Origin of the sequence: Kitasatospora sp. NPDC058965 (assembly GCF_042741245.1) — a bacterium.
Taxonomy (GTDB): Bacteria; Actinomycetota; Actinomycetes; order Streptomycetales; family Streptomycetaceae; genus Kitasatospora.
The window spans coordinates 1-14,297 of record NZ_JBHYKG010000224.1; the positions used below are offsets into that span (position 1 = coordinate 1).

Below are 14,297 nucleotides of genomic sequence, written 5' to 3' on the forward strand. Positions count from 1 at the left end.
GTCCCGCCGTGCCCGGGCCCGCGCCGGTGAGCCGCCCGGCGGCGGTGCCCGCGCGCCGTGCGGCGCCGCAGGCGCAGGTGCAGTCGCAGGCGCAGCGGCGGTCCGGTGCGCAGCCGCAGGCGCAGTCGCAGTCCCTGCGGCAGTCGTCGCCGCGGTCCGGCGCGCAGTCGCTGCCGCCGACGCAGGCGCAGGCGCAGTCGCAGTCGCGGTCCGAGGTGCGGTCCCCGGCCGGAGGGCAGCCCCGGGCCGAGGGGCGGGTGGCGCGCAAGGCGGCCCCGGGGGCCGTCCGGGCGGGCCTGGGCCGGCGGGCGCTGGCCCGGTTCGTGGACACCGTGCTGCTCGCCGCCGTGGTCTGCGCCGTCGCGGTCCCGGTGGTCTCCGCCACCGACGCCTACCTGCAGCGCAAGCTGGACCAGGCCCGGACGGTCAGTCACCTGACGGGCCGTGGGGTCCAGGTCTGGCTGGTGGACGGCACCGTGATCGGCCGGGCCGCCCTGCTGCTGGGCACCGTGCTGCTGGCCGGCCTGCTGCTGGAGGTGGTGCCCACCGCGCGGGCCGGCCGCACCCTGGGCAAGCGGCTGGCCGGCGTGCGGGTGGCGGCGGTGGGCAGCCACCGGGCGCCCGGGTTCGGCCGCTCGCTGGTGCGCTGGCTGCTGGGCCAGCTGCTGGTGCTCACCGTGATCGGGATCCCCGCGCTGGTCTCCTGGCCGGACCGGGTGGGCCGCAGCCGGGTGCTGCGCGGCTGAACCGGCGTCAGATTGGGCGAAACGGGTCAGATATCCGCAGAACATAAGATTTGCGGTGATCTACTGCTCGCATGAGCAGCTACGACCCTTCGAGCCCTGAGCCGGAGGAGGGCGGCAAGCCCCCCCACGACCAGCAGCCGCCGGTGCCGCCGGCAGCCCCGCCCCCGCCCGTCGGTGGCTCGCCGTACGACAGCAACGCGTACGGGGCCGGGCCGTACCAGGGCACCTACGGGGGCGCGCCCGGCGCGCCAGGCGGTCCCGCCGGTCCGTCCGGCCAGTCCGGCCCGTCCGGCCCGTACAACGGGGGCCCGTACGGCGGGGATCCGCACCAGCAGCAGCCCGGCTACGGGGCGGGGCCGGTGGCCGGGATGCCGCCGCTGGGCAGCTGGCCGAGCCGGATCCTGGCCCGGATCATCGACTACGTGATCATCCAGGTGGTCGCCATCGTGGTGGTCCTGCCGTTCACCGGCTTCGGCAACCGCAACGGGTGGACCGGTGCGGTCTGGCTCTTCTACGCCCTGTACGTGGTCTACGAGGGCCTGATGCTCTCGCGGGACGGGCAGACGCTGGGCAAGAAGGTGATGAACGTCCGGGCGGCGATGCTCACCGACGGTTCGTCACCGACCCAGTCCGCCGCCTGGACCCGGGCCGCCGTGTACACCCTGCCGGCCGCGCTCTGCTGCGGGCTCTGGTGGCTGGTCAACGGGCTCTTCGGCGTCTTCGACAAGCCGTTCCGCCAGTGCATCCACGACAAGGCGGCGAAGACCGTGGTGGTGGCGACGAACTGACGGCCGACCGGTCCGGCGGCGGTGCGGCCCGCGCGCTAGCGTGTGGGCCGCACCGTACCGCTGTTCCGTGGGGGATCCGTTGACCGACTCCTGGCCGTTGACCGACTCCTGGCCGTTGGCCGACTCCCGGCCGAGCGCCGAATCCTGGCCGAGCACCGAGGCCGCCGCCCTCGCCGAGCAGGAGCGGCTGCGCCCGCTGGTCCGCCGCACCGGCCCCGCGCCCGGCCCGTCCGCCCTGGTCTGCGGGGTCGACGTCGCCTACGACGACGAGCACGACGTGGTCGCCGCGGCCGCCGTGCTGCTCGACCTCGCGACGCTCACCGTGGCCCACCGGGCGACGGCCGTCGGCCGGGTCCCGTTCCCCTACGTCCCGGGCCTGCTGGCGTTCCGCGAGATCCCCGCCGTCCGGGAGGCGCTGGACCGGCTGCCCGCCGCGCCCGACCTGGTCGTCTGCGACGGCTACGGCCAGGCGCACCCCCGCCGGCTCGGCCTCGCCAGTCACCTGGGTGTGCTGACCGGGCTCCCGACCATCGGCGTCGCCAAGAGCCCCTTCGTCTTCGCCAGTGCGGACCCGGCCCCGGAGCGCGGCTCCTGGACCCCGCTGGTCGACACCGCGACCGGCGAGGAGGTCGGCCGGGCGGTGCGCACCCGGGCGGGCGTGAAGCCCGTCTTCGTCTCGGTCGGCCACCGGATCGGCCTCGCGGAGGCGGTGGAGACCGTCCTCGTGCTCACTCCGCGGTACCGCCTCCCGGAGACCACGCGGCACGCCGACTCGCTCTGCCGGCAGGCGCTGGCCGAGGCGGTCGCGGCGGGCCGGTGACCGCGCCGGTGGCCGGACCGGGTCCCGCCGGGCCCCGCCCGGTCAGGACGGGTCGGCCGGACCGGGTTGCTCGATCCGCTCGATGAGCCGCTTCAGCTGGGTGACCTCGTCCCGCAGCGCGCGCTCCCCGGCCGGGGTGAGGGAGAGCCAGGTGCGGGCCCGCTTGCCCTCGTAGCCCTTCTCGACCCCGACCAGTCCGGCCTTCTCCAGCACCGCCAGGTGCTGGCTGAGGTTGCCGGCGGTCAGGTCGAGGGTGGTGCGCAGGAAGCCGAACTCGACCCGGCGGGCCTGGTGGGCGACGGTGAGGATGCCCAGGCGCACGCGCTGGTGGACCACGTCGTCCAGGGCGGTGACGGGGTGCTGGTCGGGCTCAGTGGTCATGACCGGCCACGCTACGGCTCCGCTCGGCGAGCGCGAACGCCAGGGCCCCGAGCAGCAGGAGGGCGGCGGGCAGGACGAGGCGGGGCATCCCCGACCAGGGCGAGAGGCCGGAGAGTCCGGCCCAGCCGGTGGAGACCGGGAGCAGCTCGACCAGCAGGTAGACCAGTGCGAAGACCAGCAGTGCGCGGTTGCGCTCCACCCGGGCGAGCACCAGCAGCGGCAGCCCGATGCTCGCCGTCGATCCGGTCAACCGCTCCAGGAACCGGGTGAACCCGTCGGCGGGGTCCAACCGCGCGCCCCAGAAGTCGACCGGCCCCCCGGGTGCGGGCAGCCCGTGCCGCGTCGCCCAGGCGGTGGTGGCGGCCACCAGGGCGAGCATGGCGACACCGGCGAGCAGGTACGGCCGGACCGGGCTGCCGACCCCGCGCAGCCGGGCCCGGCGCAGGTAGAACCAGGCCGTCGCGGCGTAGGCCAGGGCGATGCCGACCGTCCAGTACAGCGGTGCCCCCTGCACCGCCGCCACCGGGCAGCTCGCCGGGCCGGGTGCCCCACCGGGCCCGGCCGGACAGTCGGTGACCGTCCGCAGCGTGAAGGTGAGCCGGTCGACCAGGATCCCGCCCAGGGTGAGCACCCCGAACAGCAACAGCGGGAACCAGGTGCCGCGCTGGGCGGACCGGACACGGCGGGTCAACTCGCCGAGATCGGCGAGCACTTCGCGAGGGGAGCCGGCGGACGGCATCGAGGCGTCTGTCATGCAGTCAGGTTTGCATCACAAACCGATTGTGGCAAGAGACCGGGGGCGACTTCTCCGGACCCGCCGACGTCCGGTGCCAACGGGTGGGACGGGAGGGGGTGGTGGGCCACCCGTGTGGTCGTACCGGCACGGTGCGTAGTGGACAGGCGGGGCGGGGTCTGCGTTGAATGGTCGGCGGCCGTGCGAAGGCCGAGCACCTGCACCTGGCAACGACGGGGGAGGCGAGGCGACTTGACGGGCAAGGGGAGTAGCGCCGGCACCGGGGCCGGCGCGGGCTACCGGGTCGAGGTGGACAGCCTGCGCACCTTCGCGGGCCAGGTGCGCGGGTTGCTGACGGAGTTCCAGCAGAGCGCCGACGGGCCGACCACCCACACCAGGTCCGGTGTGGGCCGGGACTCCTTCGGCGAGTTCGCCGAGGCCACCGCCCTGCACGACCAGTACGACGTGATGCGCGACGGCCTGCGCGACGTGCTCACCGCCCTGCACACCGCCATCGACGAGGCCCAGCGCAAGGCCGACCTCACCGCGACCACCTACGAGGCCCAGGAGCACCACACCGCCCAGCACCTGAAGGTGGGCCCCGACGGCTGGTCGGTCCCCGCCACCACCCCGTCCCCGCCCCCCACGACCGGAACCCGCCCGGTCCCGGCGAGCCGGGTGACCACCGACGGCCCGGCCCGCCCACTGCCGACCTGGTGAACCGTCAGTCCGCAGCGCCAGCAGGGGAGGGAGAAGGGCGATCATGAGCAGCGGGATCACCGACTTCAACCAGTACAGCCACGGCCAGTTGCGCGCCATGGCGGAGGCACTGAACTCCGGCGACGTCATGTCGGCCGGTGACCCGTGGCGCCGCGCCGCGGACGTCCTCAAGCAGATCCGCGCCGCCCTGGGCACCGCCTCCGGCGCCGCCGTCGACACCTGGGAGGGCAGCAGCAGCGACGCCTTCTACGCCGCCATGACCAAGCTGGCCAACAGCGTCAACAACACCGCCGCCTACGCCAACGACGCCGCCAACACCCTCAAGCTGATGTCCGAGGCCATGGACCGGGCCAAGCACGACATGCCGGAGGAGCCGGGCTTCTGGGACCAGGTCGGCAGCACCGTCGCCGATACCTGGTCCAGCGCCCTCGGCGACCGCAGCGACACCACCCAGATCCCCCTCGCCGACCGCAGGAAGGCCCAGGCGGTCGCGGTGATGCAGACCCTGGCGGCGAAGTACCGGGTGGCGGTGGGGGTGTTGAAGCCACCGCCGCAGCTGGTGCATGAAGACCCTGACGTGCCGCCACCGGACCCGACCGTGGGCGAGGCGCTGAGTGCCCTGGTACTCGGAGCCGGCTTCGGTGCACTGGGCAGCTTCCACGCCGATCCTGCCGGCCCGGTCTCCCGGCCTGCGCCGATCAGGAGCGCGCCGCGGGCGACTCGGCCTCGGACGTCGGCGGATCCGGGAATCACGGGTGGCGTGGCCGGCCCGAGTCCGAAGCTTCCGCAGTCTGGAGTGTTCGGCACTTCGAGCTTCTCGGAGGTGCCTGCACCGATCGGCCCAGGCACCGGTCTGGACAGCACCGACATCCCCATGGGACCGCTGTCGCCGAGCGGGGTGGGTGGGTTTGCGAACTCTTCGGCCGCTGCATCGGGCGGGGTTGGCGGGTTCCCGAACACGCCGGCCACCGCGCCGGGCGGGAGTGGTGGTTTTGTGAACTCGCCAGCACCGAGATCGGATTGGACAGACCCGGGGGGAGCACCGCCGAGGTTCGTCGACCGAGGAGCCGAGCGAGTGTCCGTGCCTGGTCGGGCCATCAGTGGCGAGGGCTCCGGGGTGCCCGTCGGTGGTACTACGCGGGTGGGACGCGAACCGTCGGGCGAGCAGCGCTCCGGGTACACGGGTCTCAGGGGGGAGGCAGGAGCCGAGCCCGAGCAGTTCGGGCGATCCTTCGGCGGAACTCGCAAGGCCTTCACCGAGGGAGGTACTGGACTCGGGGCGAGATACCGGGCCCAGGCGGCCCAGGACGGCCCGGCGTTCGAGAGCCCGGCCGGATTCGTGCCGGGAGCTTCGCAGGAGGTACGGCGGAAGAAGCGTCGCAAGGGGCACCGTGCCGAGTATCTGGTCGAGGACGGTCAGGCTTGGGTGTCCGAGGAGGAAACCCGTTCGGGCGTGGTGGAATGAGCCGCTGAGGTCGTCGAGCAGACGGGGAGAGCACGCATGGCGAGCTGGCGGCCGGTGAGGGGCGTGGCTGCCCTTGCAGCAACGGCGCTGGTGTGGGGTCTGTCGGCCGGGCCGGTGGCGGCTGATGACATTCGTGACCACCAGTGGGCGCTACAGGCCTATCAGGCCGCGGACAAGGTGTGGCCGGTCAGCCAGGGCGAGGGGGTTACCGTCGCGGTCATCGACACCGGCGTCCTGGCGGACCATCAGGACCTGGCCGGTCAGGTGGTCCCGGGCGCTGACTTCTCCGGTGGCCAGAGTGACGGCCGGGTCGACAGCCTGGGCCACGGAACCGCGATGGCCAGCCTCATTGCCGGGCACGGACACGGTGAACAGGCCGGGATCATGGGACTGGCGCCCAAGGCGAAGATCCTGCCGATCAAACTGAACCTGTCCGAGGTCGGGGATGTCCGGGCTGGGGGTGACGACAGGTTCGCCGAAGCGCTGCGGTACGCGGTCGACCACGGGGCGAAGGTGGTCAACTTGTCGATCAGTGGTGCGATGCGGACCAATCGGGATGACCGGGCCGCGGTGGACTACGCCCTCACGAACGATGTGGTCCTGGTGGCGGCCAGCGGGAATCTCGGATCGGTGGTGGCGTATCCGGCTGCGTTTCCCGGGGTGGTGTCGGTCGGAGCGATCGACCGCCAGGGAGCCGTCTGGGAAAAGTCGGATCAGGGGCCCGAGCTTTCGCTCGTCGCGCCCGGAGTGGGAATCTACGACGCCGGGGCGAAGTCCACCAGCGATTACCACACGGCTGACGGCACCTCCGACGCCACCGCCTACGTCTCCGCCATCGCCGCCCTGGTGCGGGCCAAGTACCCGGCGCTCTCCGCGGGGCAGGTGATTCGGCGGATGATCAGCACGGCTGCCGCGCCGCCGGACGGGAGTGCGACGCCCAACGACCGGTACGGGTACGGCATCGCGTCGCCGTCCAAGTCGCTCGCGCCGAATCCGGGGGTGGACGACGGGCCCAGGGACAATCCGCTGCTCGCGCGGGTGGAGTCCCAGGGGGCGCCGGAGTCGGTGGTGCCCGCGCCGGTGGTGGGGGCGGGGCAGCAGGGGGGCGGGGGCGGGACTCCGGTGTGGCTGTACGCCGCGGCGGCGGTGGTGGCCGCCCTGGTGGCGGCCGGGGTCGCGTTCCTCGTGCGGCGGGGGCGCGCCGGGTAGCGGGTGCGGCCGGTCAGCGGGGTGCGGGCGGGAGGTCCGGCAGCGGCCAGTCGGCGGGCGGCCGGAAGTCGCACCAGGTGCCGTCGAACGGGAACGCCCCGGCCTCGGCCAGTGCCGCCACGGCCCGGCCGTCGGCGCGGGCGGCGGCGGCCCGGGCGGGGGTCCAGTAGCCGGGCAGGCCGGTCTTCTCGGCGAAGGACTCCTCGTCCTTCCAGCGCCAGCTGCGGTCGGGGGAGACGACCAGGTCGAGCTCCAGGTCGGTGACCACCACGGCGCCGTCCCGCCGGTGCCGGTCCTCCAGGTTGACGTACCAGTGGGAGAACGCCTGGTCGGGGGTGAAGAGCCACCAGACCGCGTAGCCGGCGCCGTGCGGCTGGTAGATCAGGGCGGGGTTCTCGTAGGCGGGCTCGGGGGCCAGGGGGTAGCCGCCGGGTGGGCGTTCGGCCGGCGGGATGTCGCGCAGGTGGCGGCCGGGCGGCAGTTGGGCCTCCCAGCACGGGGTGCGCGGGGCGAGCCAGAGCAGCAGGCCCGCGGCGGTGTCGGCGACCACGCGGACGGGGCAGACGCTCACCAGCTGTCCGCCGAAGGTGAAGTGCCAGTCCAGGACCGAGCCCGGTGCCAGTGCCACGGGAACCAGCGAACCACGCCGGGCGGCCGATCGGAAGCCCCGGAGGGGGCCCGCCCTGTTCGGTTCCGACCGTGATCGTTAGTGTCGGCACCATGACGAACGACGATGCCGTTTTCACCGGCCTGCACCACGTCCAGCTCGCTGTTCCGCCGGGGTCCGAGCCGCTCTGCCGGGAGTTCTGGGGCGGGGTGCTGGGGATGGCCGAGCTGGTCAAGCCGCCGGTGCTGGCGGCCCGGGGCGGGTGCTGGTTCCGCGGTGGCGGCCTGGAGGTGCACCTGGGGGTGGAGGAGGACTTCGTGCCGGCGCGCAAGGCGCACCCGGGGATCCTGGTCGACGGGCTGCGCGCGCTGGCGGAGCGGCTGGAGGCGAACGGGCACCCGGTGCAGTGGGACGACGAGTTCCCCGGGCACGACCGGTGCTACGCCTTCGACAAGCTGGGCAACCGCCTGGAGTTCCTGGAGCCGCACCGGGCCTGACGGCCCGGCCCCGGTCGTTGACCGCTCCTCGGTCAACGACCACGGGCTGACCGGTGGGCGGTCAGACGACGAGTTCGCGGGCCTCCAGGTAGGTGCGCACCACTGCCATGCCGTAGACCGGCTGGATGAGTTGCTGACCCTTGAAGAACGGACGGGCGGGTACGAACCCGGCCGCGACGAGCAGTTCGCGGATCTCCGCTATCTCTGCCTCGCTGCGGGCCGTGAAGCGGACCTCCCAGCCCTTCTTGTACGCCGAACCCCGCTCGCCGGCCCGGCGGGCGGGGTCTGGGCGCCGGACGTAGCCGGGCAACCGGCCCAGGCGCAGCTGGGCCGCGCTCAGACCTGATGTTTCGTCATATGGCATGTCCTGATGTTAGGCAATGCCCGTAGGGGAGTTGGGCCGAGGGACCCCGTCCTGGGGTACCCCGGTCAGCGCCGACCGACCGGCTCGGCGGTCACCGCGGCGGCCTCGGCGGGCAGTTCCGCAGGGATCTCCGTGCGGACCCCCGCAGGGATCTCCGCGGGCACCGCCGCGAGCGCGCCCGCGGCCGCCGCGTCGGCCACCCCGTCGGCCACTGCGGCCTGCGCCGCCCGGGCCTTCTCCAGTGCCCGCAGCGCGGTCCGCTGGGTGTAGGCGAGCAGCGTGACGGTGACCGCGCCCATCGCCACCGCGAACAGCAGGTGGCCCACCCGCCCGGTGACCGTGACGCCGACCGCGTTCAGGGCGAAGTGGCTGCCCAGGCGCAGCACCAGCAGGCCGATGGCGAGCTTGCGGGTCTCCTTGCCGCGCCAGAGCGCCCCGGCCAGCCGCAGCCGCTTGCGCAGCACGGTGAACGAGACCGCCAGGTTGACCGGGATCAGCAGCACCAGCACCGGCCAGCAGGAGGGGAAGGCCTTGATCAGGTCGAAGGCGGAGGCGAAGACGGCCTCGAAGCCGAAGTACCAGACCGGCAGCCGCAGGTCCTCGATCGGCTCGGTGATCGCGGTGAGGCCCTTGGGCTTGTTCCGCCGGCGCGCACGGCGCTCCTGGCGCGACTCCTTCGCCCCGCCGGCCGCAGTCGCCCTCACCAGCCCGGCCGCCCCGGCAGTCCCGCTGGTCCCGCTGGTCTCGCTGACCCCGGCCGCCCCGCCGGTCTCGCCGGTCTCGCCGGCCCCGGCAGTCCCGACGGTCCCGGCGACCGCGTCCTGCGGCCCGGTGACGGCATCCCCGGCAGTGCTCATCCCTGGTTCCCCCGATCGTCCCCCGCCGCGGCCCCTCGCCCCGCCGGTGCATACGATCATGCCCGCCGCCCCCGGCCGGTCGGCAGTGAGGGTGGGTCACCGGAGCGGTATGACTGATGTCATGAGCGGCCCGTCATGACCATCAGATGACCGTATCTGCCACCACTTTGATCCCAATTACTCCGAATGGGTGAGGGTATGGCGACTTTAGTGCGGGCCTGTCCCGATTTGACGACGGTTGCGTAACGGTGCGTCAGGTTGGGGCTGGGGCGACCGGGTGACAGGGGAGGGTTGTCGCATGAACTACCAGATCCCCTCCTCCGCCCCCTCGCTCGAAGAGCTGGCCCGGCGGCAGCAGAATGTGATCACGGCAAGTCAGCTGCGGGCCCGGGGAGTTCCGCCCCGGGTGGTGAGCGACCACTGTCGTCGCGGCGGCCCCTGGCAGCGCCTGCTGCCCAGGGTCTACCTGCTCCAGACCGGCACCCCGACACCCGAACAGCGGATGTGGGCGGCGCTGCTCTACGCCGCACAGAACGGACGTCAGGAGGGCCACCGCGAGGGTGCGGTGATCACCGGTGCGGCCGCGCTGGCGCTGTACGGCTTCGCCGCCGTGCCGCGGCTGCCCGCCGTGACCGGCGTGCAGGTGCTGGTGCCCCGGCAGCGCCGGCTGCGGGACGTGGGCGAGGTGCGGATCCAGCGCACCGCGCGCGAACTGGAGGCCCGCGAGGTGCACGGACTGGCCTGCGCACCGGTCGGCCGGGCGGTGGCGGACGCGCTGCGGGAGTGGACCGAGAGCGGGGCGCTGGACAGCGGCGTGCTCGGCCCGCGACTGCTGCGCTCGGTGCTGCGCGAGGCGGTGGCCGCCACCGGGCCGGACGGACGGCGGGCCTGCACCCCGACCGAGCTGATCGCCGAGCTGCGCGAGGCGCACCTGGTGGAGATTCCCCGGATCCGCGCCGCGATGGACGAACTGCTTGCCGCCGAGCGCCAGTTCGCCATCGGCCAGCTGCTCGGACTGGCGGCGGGGGAGCTGCTGCCGACCCCGCTCGTCCAGCCCGAGCTGCGGATGCGCGGCGGCACCTTCGTGGCGGTGCCCGACCTGTACTGGCCGCAGGCGGCGGTCGCGGTCGAGGTGGACTCGGCGCTGCGCTGCGTCAGCGAGGGCGAGGCCGCCTGGACCAGGGCCGGCCAGCACCGGATGGAGTACCTGGGGGTGCGGGTGGTGTACGTGGCCGGCGACCGGCTGGCCGCCGAGCCGGCCGCGGTGGCGGCGGAACTGCACGCGGCGCACCTGGCCGGCGGTCAGGACGTGGTGGAGCTGCTCACCCCGCCGGAGTGAGCGGACCGCCGCGCCCGGCTCCACTCCGGCAGTCCCGGCTCCGCCCGGCACCCCCGCCGCGGCCCCCGGGCTCAGCCCAGGACCGGCTCGCCGGCCAGCTCCACCCCGGCCGCCCGCAGCTGCGCCAGTGCAGCCGTGGTGGTCTCGGCGGCCACGCCCGCCGTCAGGTCCAGCAGCACCCGCACCGCGAAACCCTCGCGCACCGCGTCCAGCGCGGTGGCCCGCACGCAGTGGTCGGTGGCGATGCCCACCAGGTCCACGTCCGTGATCTCCCGCTCGCGCAGCCAGTCGGCCAGTCGGCCGCCGTGCTCGTCGAAGCCTTCGAACCCGCTGTACGCCGCGGCGTGCGCCCCCTTGTCGAACACCGCCTCGATCGCGCCGGAGGTCACCGAGGGCGCGAAGTTGGGGTGGAAGCCCACCCCCTCGGTGCCCGCCACGCAGTGCTGCGGCCAGCTGTCGACGTAGTCCGGCTCGGCCGAGAAGTGCGCCCCGGGGTCCAGGTGGTGGTCCCGGGTGGCCAGCACGTGGTCGTACTCGGGCCGGTGGGTGGCGATGTGCTCGGTGATCGCCGCGGCCACCTCCGCACCCCCGGCCACCGGGAGCGACCCGCCCTCGCAGAAGTCGTTCTGCACATCGATGACGATCAGGGCCCGGCGCATGGCTTGCTTCCTCGCTGGTGGTCTGGGTGGGACGGGTTCACGGTGGGGAGTGGGGCCACTCTAGGGAGTGCTGGGCACCCCGGCTACCCCAGCCGCAGTTCGGTGGCGATGACCGGCTCGCCCTTGGACAACTGGGTGGCCGACAGCGGCAGCGCGGCGCGCGAGCGCAGGTGCCGGGCGCGGGCCGCGGCCAGCGGTTCCCGGCCGACCACCTCGCCGCCCTTGACCAGCGGAACCTGCAGCGCGTGCGGCGCCAGCTCGGCCGGCCGCGGACCGGTGCCCACCACCTCGGCCTCGGCCACGCCGTCGGCGTCGGGCCGGCGCGCGGCCCACTTGCGGCCGCCGACGCTGGTCTTGCCGCCGGCCGACCGCTTGGCCACCGGCACCAGCGGGGCGTCGGCGGCGGTCGACCCGGCCCGGGCGACCAGCTTGTAGACCATCGCGCAGGTCGGGTGGCCGCTGCCGGTGACCAGGCTGGTGCCCACCCCGTAGCCGTCCACCGGGGCGGCGGCCAGCGCGGCGATGGCGTACTCGTCCAGGTCCGAGGTGACGATGATCCGGGTGTCCCGGGCACCCAGCTCGTCCAGTTGGCGGCGGACCCGGTGGGCCAGCAGGGTGAGGTCGCCGGAGTCGATCCGCACCGCGCCGAGGCCCGGGCCGGCCACCTCCACCGCGGTGCGCACCGCCTCGGCCAGGTCGTAGGTGTCCACCAGCAGCGTGGTGCCGGTGCCCATCGAGGCGAGCTGCGCGCTGAACGCGTCCCGCTCCGTGTCGTGCAGCAGGGTGAAGGCGTGCGCGGCGGTGCCGGTGGTCGGGATCCCGTGCGCGAACCCGGCCTGCAGGTCGGAAGTGGCCGCGAAGCCGGCGATGTAGGCGGCCCGGGCGGCGGAGACCGCGGACCACTCGTGCGCCCGCCGCGCGCCCATCTCGATGCACGGGCGCTCCCCGGCGGCGGCCGTCATCCGGGAGGCGGCGGCGGCGATCGCCGAGTCGTGGTTGAGGATGGACAGGATCACCGTCTCCAGCAGCACGGCCTCGGCGAACGTGCCCTCCACGGTGAGCAGCGGCGAGCCGGGGAAGTAGACCTCGCCCTCGGGGTAGCCGTGGATGTCGCCGCCGAAGCGGTAGTCGGCCAGGAAGGCGAGGGTGGCCTCGTCCACCACCTGCTGGTCGGACAGCCAGTCCAACTGGGCGGTCCCGAAGCGGAAGTTCTGCACCGCGTCGAGCACCCGGCCGGTGCCGGCCAGCACGCCGTAGCGGCGGCCGTCCGGCAACCGGCGGGTGAATACCTCGAAGACCGAGCGGCGGTGCGCCGCCCCGCTGCGCAGCGCTGCCTGCAGCATGGTCAGCTCGTAGCGGTCGGTGAGCAGCGCGGTGGAACCGGCTGTCGGCGAAGTGGGCAGGGCGGACTGCGCCGCCACGAATGCCTGGGCGTCCATATGGACGATGGTACTACCACTTAGCGTCAGAGTGACGATTTCTGTCGCGAAGGCCGGGTCGGAATCGCTCCGAGGTCCCCCGGATGGCAGCATGGGAGGTCAGAGGAGCTTTGGCGGACCGGGCGGCAGGCCCGGTCGTCCCCGGTAGAGGAGAGCCAGTCGTGAGTGTCGCGCCGGCCGAGATCGAACGCCCCGAGGCCGAGAGTCTGCCGGTGGCCGAGCCGGACACTCCGTGGGTGACCATCGTCCACAACGATCCGGTCAACCTCATGAGTTACGTCCTCTACGTGTTCCAGGCGTACTTCGGCTACCCGAAGGAGAAGGCCCGGAAGCTGATGATGGACGTGCACACCCGAGGGCGGGCGGTGGTCTCCAGCGGTACCCGCGAGGAGATGGAGCGGGACGTCCAGGCCATGCACGGCTACGGCCTGTGGGCCACGCTGCAGCACGACTGAGCGGGACCGGGTGCGCCGCAGCACTCCTGATCACTCGACAGACACGCGAACCGGGACGGTTGTCAGAGATATGGCTGGGTTGTTCGAGCGCAGTGGCGACGGCGGTGCGGCGATCGCGCTGGAGGAGGTCGAGGCGGCGATCCTGCGCTCGCTGGAAGTGCAGATGCTGGAGCTGATCGGCCCCGGGCCCGGCGGGGAGAGCGACGACCCGCTGGCCGCGCTGTTCGCCGAGGGGCCCACCGAGGCGCCCGCCGACCCGGCGCTGGCCCGCCTCTTCCCGGACGCCTACGGCGAGCCCGGACAGCCGGTGGACGCCCAGACCAAGTCCTTCGCCGGCGAGTTCCGCCGCTACACCGAGCTCGACCTGCGCGCCCGCAAGCGCGAGGACGCGCTCGCGGTGGTGCGCGCGCTGGACACCCTGGGCGAGGACGGCGGCGTGCTGCGCCCCAGCGCCGCGGAGTGCCCGCGCTGGCTGGGCGCGCTGAACGACCTGCGGCTCACCCTGGGCAGCCGACTGGACGTCACCGAGGAGGACGACCAGGGGCTTTACGACCTGCCGGACACCGACGAGCGCAAGCCGCTGGTGATGGCCTACCTGTGGCTGGGCGCGATGCAGGAGTCGCTGCTGGAGGCGATGACCGGCTGACGGGCGGCCCCGCCGGGGCGCCCGCGGCTGCGCCTATCCTGGCCGCATGCTGACCATCTCCCGAGAGCTGCACGACGCGATCGTCGCCCACGCCCGCGCCGACCACCCGGACGAGGCCTGCGGGATCGTCGCCGGACCGGCCGGCAGCGACCGCCCCGAGCGGTTCGTCCCGATGCTGAACGCGGCCCGCTCGCCCACCTTCTACGAGTTCGACTCGGCCGACCTGCTCAAGCTCTACCGCGAGCTGGACGACCGGGACGAGGAGCCGGTGGTCGTGTACCACTCGCACACCGCGACCGAGGCCTACCCCTCGCGCACCGACGTGAGCTACGCCTCCGAGCCGAACGCGCACTACGTGCTCGTCTCGACCGCGGAGGGCCACGGCGCGGACGACCCGTTCCAGTTCCGCTCGTTCCGCATCGTGGATGGTGTGATCACCGAGGAGGACGTCCAGGTCCTCGACGCCTGACCGGTCGGGCCGCCCCCCCCCGGGGGGGGGCGCCCCGCCCCCCCGGGGGCGCAGAGTGGGACACCAAAACCACCCAGGGGGTGTCTTTTAAACAAAAAAGAGC

At 73.6% G+C, this 14,297-nt stretch carries 18 protein-coding genes; 11 read left to right on the top strand and 7 right to left on the bottom strand.

Going from position 1 to position 14,297, the window contains the following annotated elements:
- From ACFW1A_RS28770 to ACFW1A_RS28780, 3 genes are all read left to right on the top strand, one after another.
- On the top strand, window positions 1–746 hold a 746-nt coding region (locus ACFW1A_RS28770), incomplete at its 5' end, for an RDD family protein (RefSeq protein WP_380413665.1).
- 71 nt (window positions 747–817) lie between these two features.
- The gene (locus tag ACFW1A_RS28775) at window positions 818–1,534 is read left to right on the top strand and encodes an RDD family protein (protein ID WP_380413667.1); all 717 of its coding nucleotides are present in this window, start codon (window positions 818–820) and stop codon (window positions 1,532–1,534) included.
- Between the two features lie 115 nt (window positions 1,535–1,649).
- The gene (locus tag ACFW1A_RS28780; protein WP_380413701.1) at window positions 1,650–2,354 is read left to right on the top strand and encodes an endonuclease V; all 705 of its coding nucleotides are present in this window, start codon (window positions 1,650–1,652) and stop codon (window positions 2,352–2,354) included.
- A 42-nt stretch (window positions 2,355–2,396) separates the two neighbouring features.
- Here ACFW1A_RS28780 and ACFW1A_RS28785 read toward each other — a convergent pair whose 3' ends face one another.
- Window positions 2,397–2,735: a transcriptional regulator gene (locus ACFW1A_RS28785; protein WP_380413669.1), complete on the bottom strand. Its 339-nt coding sequence runs from the start codon at window positions 2,733–2,735 to the stop codon at window positions 2,397–2,399.
- Window positions 2,725–3,489, bottom strand: a complete 765-nt coding sequence (locus ACFW1A_RS28790; RefSeq protein ID WP_380413671.1) for a hypothetical protein — start codon at window positions 3,487–3,489, stop codon at window positions 2,725–2,727. Before ACFW1A_RS28790 ends, ACFW1A_RS28785 begins: the two co-directional genes overlap by 11 nt.
- Before the next feature lie 231 nt (window positions 3,490–3,720).
- Here ACFW1A_RS28790 and ACFW1A_RS28795 point away from each other — a divergent pair, with 231 nt between their 5' ends.
- The 3 genes from ACFW1A_RS28795 to ACFW1A_RS28805 are packed head-to-tail and all read left to right on the top strand — an operon-like array spanning window position 3,721 to window position 6,862.
- Entirely contained in the window at window positions 3,721–4,188 is a 468-nt protein-coding gene (locus tag ACFW1A_RS28795) for a hypothetical protein (RefSeq protein WP_380413673.1), read from the top strand.
- Window positions 4,189–4,231: 43 nt separating this feature from the next.
- Complete coding sequence (locus ACFW1A_RS28800) at window positions 4,232–5,653, top strand: hypothetical protein (protein WP_380413676.1); 1,422 nt, start codon at window positions 4,232–4,234, stop codon at window positions 5,651–5,653.
- A gap of 36 nt (window positions 5,654–5,689) precedes the next feature.
- Window positions 5,690–6,862, top strand: coding sequence for a S8 family serine peptidase (locus ACFW1A_RS28805; protein ID WP_380413678.1), 1,173 nt, complete (start codon window positions 5,690–5,692; stop codon window positions 6,860–6,862).
- A gap of 13 nt (window positions 6,863–6,875) precedes the next feature.
- Here ACFW1A_RS28805 and ACFW1A_RS28810 read toward each other — a convergent pair whose 3' ends face one another.
- On the bottom strand, window positions 6,876–7,490 hold the full coding sequence (locus ACFW1A_RS28810; RefSeq protein WP_380413680.1) for a DUF402 domain-containing protein: 615 nt from the start codon (window positions 7,488–7,490) through the stop codon (window positions 6,876–6,878).
- A gap of 92 nt (window positions 7,491–7,582) precedes the next feature.
- On the opposite strand from ACFW1A_RS28810, the gene ACFW1A_RS28815 reads away from it, so the two are divergent.
- Window positions 7,583–7,966, top strand: coding sequence for a glyoxalase (locus ACFW1A_RS28815; protein ID WP_380413682.1), 384 nt, complete (start codon window positions 7,583–7,585; stop codon window positions 7,964–7,966).
- A gap of 61 nt (window positions 7,967–8,027) precedes the next feature.
- Here the strand turns inward: ACFW1A_RS28815 and ACFW1A_RS28820 are convergent, their stop codons facing one another.
- On the bottom strand, window positions 8,028–8,330 hold the full coding sequence (locus ACFW1A_RS28820; RefSeq protein WP_380413684.1) for a hypothetical protein: 303 nt from the start codon (window positions 8,328–8,330) through the stop codon (window positions 8,028–8,030).
- 65 nt (window positions 8,331–8,395) lie between these two features.
- Window positions 8,396–9,187, bottom strand: coding sequence for a hypothetical protein (locus ACFW1A_RS28825; RefSeq protein ID WP_380413686.1), 792 nt, complete (start codon window positions 9,185–9,187; stop codon window positions 8,396–8,398).
- Between the two features lie 298 nt (window positions 9,188–9,485).
- Between ACFW1A_RS28825 and ACFW1A_RS28830 the strand changes: the two genes are divergently transcribed.
- Complete coding sequence (locus ACFW1A_RS28830) at window positions 9,486–10,526, top strand: hypothetical protein (protein ID WP_380413688.1); 1,041 nt, start codon at window positions 9,486–9,488, stop codon at window positions 10,524–10,526.
- Window positions 10,527–10,597: 71 nt separating this feature from the next.
- Here the strand turns inward: ACFW1A_RS28830 and ACFW1A_RS28835 are convergent, their stop codons facing one another.
- Both ACFW1A_RS28835 and ACFW1A_RS28840 read right to left on the bottom strand, forming a co-directional pair.
- Window positions 10,598–11,185 carry an isochorismatase family protein gene (locus ACFW1A_RS28835; protein ID WP_380413690.1) on the bottom strand — a complete coding sequence of 196 codons (588 nt, stop codon included), beginning with the start codon at window positions 11,183–11,185 and terminating at the stop codon, window positions 10,598–10,600.
- Window positions 11,186–11,268: 83 nt separating this feature from the next.
- Window positions 11,269–12,624: a nicotinate phosphoribosyltransferase gene (locus ACFW1A_RS28840; RefSeq protein ID WP_380413692.1), complete on the bottom strand. Its 1,356-nt coding sequence runs from the start codon at window positions 12,622–12,624 to the stop codon at window positions 11,269–11,271.
- Window positions 12,625–12,785: 161 nt separating this feature from the next.
- On the opposite strand from ACFW1A_RS28840, the gene clpS reads away from it, so the two are divergent.
- From clpS to ACFW1A_RS28855, 3 genes are all read left to right on the top strand, one after another.
- Window positions 12,786–13,079 (top strand): ATP-dependent Clp protease adapter ClpS, encoded by a 294-nt coding sequence (gene clpS, locus ACFW1A_RS28845; protein ID WP_035848862.1) that lies wholly within the window; start codon window positions 12,786–12,788, stop codon window positions 13,077–13,079.
- Window positions 13,080–13,149: 70 nt separating this feature from the next.
- Entirely contained in the window at window positions 13,150–13,725 is a 576-nt protein-coding gene (locus tag ACFW1A_RS28850; RefSeq protein ID WP_380413696.1) for a DUF2017 domain-containing protein, read from the top strand.
- A gap of 46 nt (window positions 13,726–13,771) precedes the next feature.
- Window positions 13,772–14,194: a Mov34/MPN/PAD-1 family protein gene (locus ACFW1A_RS28855; RefSeq protein WP_380413699.1), complete on the top strand. Its 423-nt coding sequence runs from the start codon at window positions 13,772–13,774 to the stop codon at window positions 14,192–14,194.
- Window positions 14,195–14,297 lie beyond the last annotated feature (103 nt).

What these genes read in the sequence shown, in the direction of transcription:
- ACFW1A_RS28775 (WP_380413667.1), top strand. Translation starts at nt 818, where the DNA reads ATGAGCAGCTACGACCCTTCGAGCCCTGAGCCGGAGGAGGGCGGCAAG.
- ACFW1A_RS28800 (WP_380413676.1), top strand. Translation starts at nt 4,232, where the DNA reads ATGAGCAGCGGGATCACCGACTTCAACCAGTACAGCCACGGCCAGTTG.
- ACFW1A_RS28835 (WP_380413690.1), bottom strand. Translation starts at nt 11,185, where the DNA reads ATGCGCCGGGCCCTGATCGTCATCGATGTGCAGAACGACTTCTGCGAG.
- ACFW1A_RS28830 (WP_380413688.1), top strand. Translation starts at nt 9,486, where the DNA reads ATGAACTACCAGATCCCCTCCTCCGCCCCCTCGCTCGAAGAGCTGGCC.
- ACFW1A_RS28790 (WP_380413671.1), bottom strand. Translation starts at nt 3,489, where the DNA reads ATGACAGACGCCTCGATGCCGTCCGCCGGCTCCCCTCGCGAAGTGCTC.
- ACFW1A_RS28805 (WP_380413678.1), top strand. Translation starts at nt 5,690, where the DNA reads ATGGCGAGCTGGCGGCCGGTGAGGGGCGTGGCTGCCCTTGCAGCAACG.
- ACFW1A_RS28855 (WP_380413699.1), top strand. Translation starts at nt 13,772, where the DNA reads ATGCTGACCATCTCCCGAGAGCTGCACGACGCGATCGTCGCCCACGCC.
- ACFW1A_RS28840 (WP_380413692.1), bottom strand. Translation starts at nt 12,624, where the DNA reads ATGGACGCCCAGGCATTCGTGGCGGCGCAGTCCGCCCTGCCCACTTCG.
- ACFW1A_RS28825 (WP_380413686.1), bottom strand. Translation starts at nt 9,187, where the DNA reads ATGAGCACTGCCGGGGATGCCGTCACCGGGCCGCAGGACGCGGTCGCC.
- ACFW1A_RS28785 (WP_380413669.1), bottom strand. Translation starts at nt 2,735, where the DNA reads ATGACCACTGAGCCCGACCAGCACCCCGTCACCGCCCTGGACGACGTG.
- ACFW1A_RS28815 (WP_380413682.1), top strand. Translation starts at nt 7,583, where the DNA reads ATGACGAACGACGATGCCGTTTTCACCGGCCTGCACCACGTCCAGCTC.
- ACFW1A_RS28820 (WP_380413684.1), bottom strand. Translation starts at nt 8,330, where the DNA reads ATGCCATATGACGAAACATCAGGTCTGAGCGCGGCCCAGCTGCGCCTG.
- ACFW1A_RS28850 (WP_380413696.1), top strand. Translation starts at nt 13,150, where the DNA reads ATGGCTGGGTTGTTCGAGCGCAGTGGCGACGGCGGTGCGGCGATCGCG.